The organism is Desulfocicer niacini (genome assembly GCF_054657595.1).
In genome coordinates this window covers 1-479 of the sequence record NZ_BAAHYK010000180.1, presented here as the reverse complement: position 1 = coordinate 479, position 479 = coordinate 1, and the positions used below count along the sequence as shown (strand labels likewise).

The 479-nt window shown below is 34.4% G+C and carries 1 protein-coding gene; it reads right to left on the bottom strand.

From position 1 onward, the window contains the following. A partial coding sequence (locus ACYQ2M_RS25280) for a transposase (RefSeq protein WP_459919174.1) occupies window positions 1–479 on the bottom strand: 479 nt, incomplete at both ends.

The window sequence follows — 479 nt, the reverse complement described above, 5'->3', positions numbered from 1 at the left end:
ATTTTTTTCTTTATCACCGGTTGATTTAATTTCTCGTCTATACTCAAGCAGCCCTTTTTTAAGATGTTTCCATATGTTCTTTGCCGTATGAAAATGATCAGCCTGAAACTTTGCTTTCGGAAAAACCTCTTTTATTGCTGATATATAGCTTTTTGAATAGTCTGAAAATACATAAGTGATATTCAATCCTAAATCTTTCAATTTGTTTAAAAAGGCATTTGCTTCCTTTGCATTTTCACTATCTGCTTCATGGGTTATCAGAATTCTGCCATATTCGTCCTTTATAACCATGACACATTTGTCTGTTCCCATGGGGTAATAGCCATCAATATTGCATTCACAAGGCTTTTGCTGATCTATTAACTTTTGCAGAATATCATCTTCTGAGAGTCCGGCACCTATTTCATCTATCCATCTTTTTATGCATGACTTGCTCACTGAAATTTGAAAAAGAGAGGTGTAGATCAACGTTATGTTCC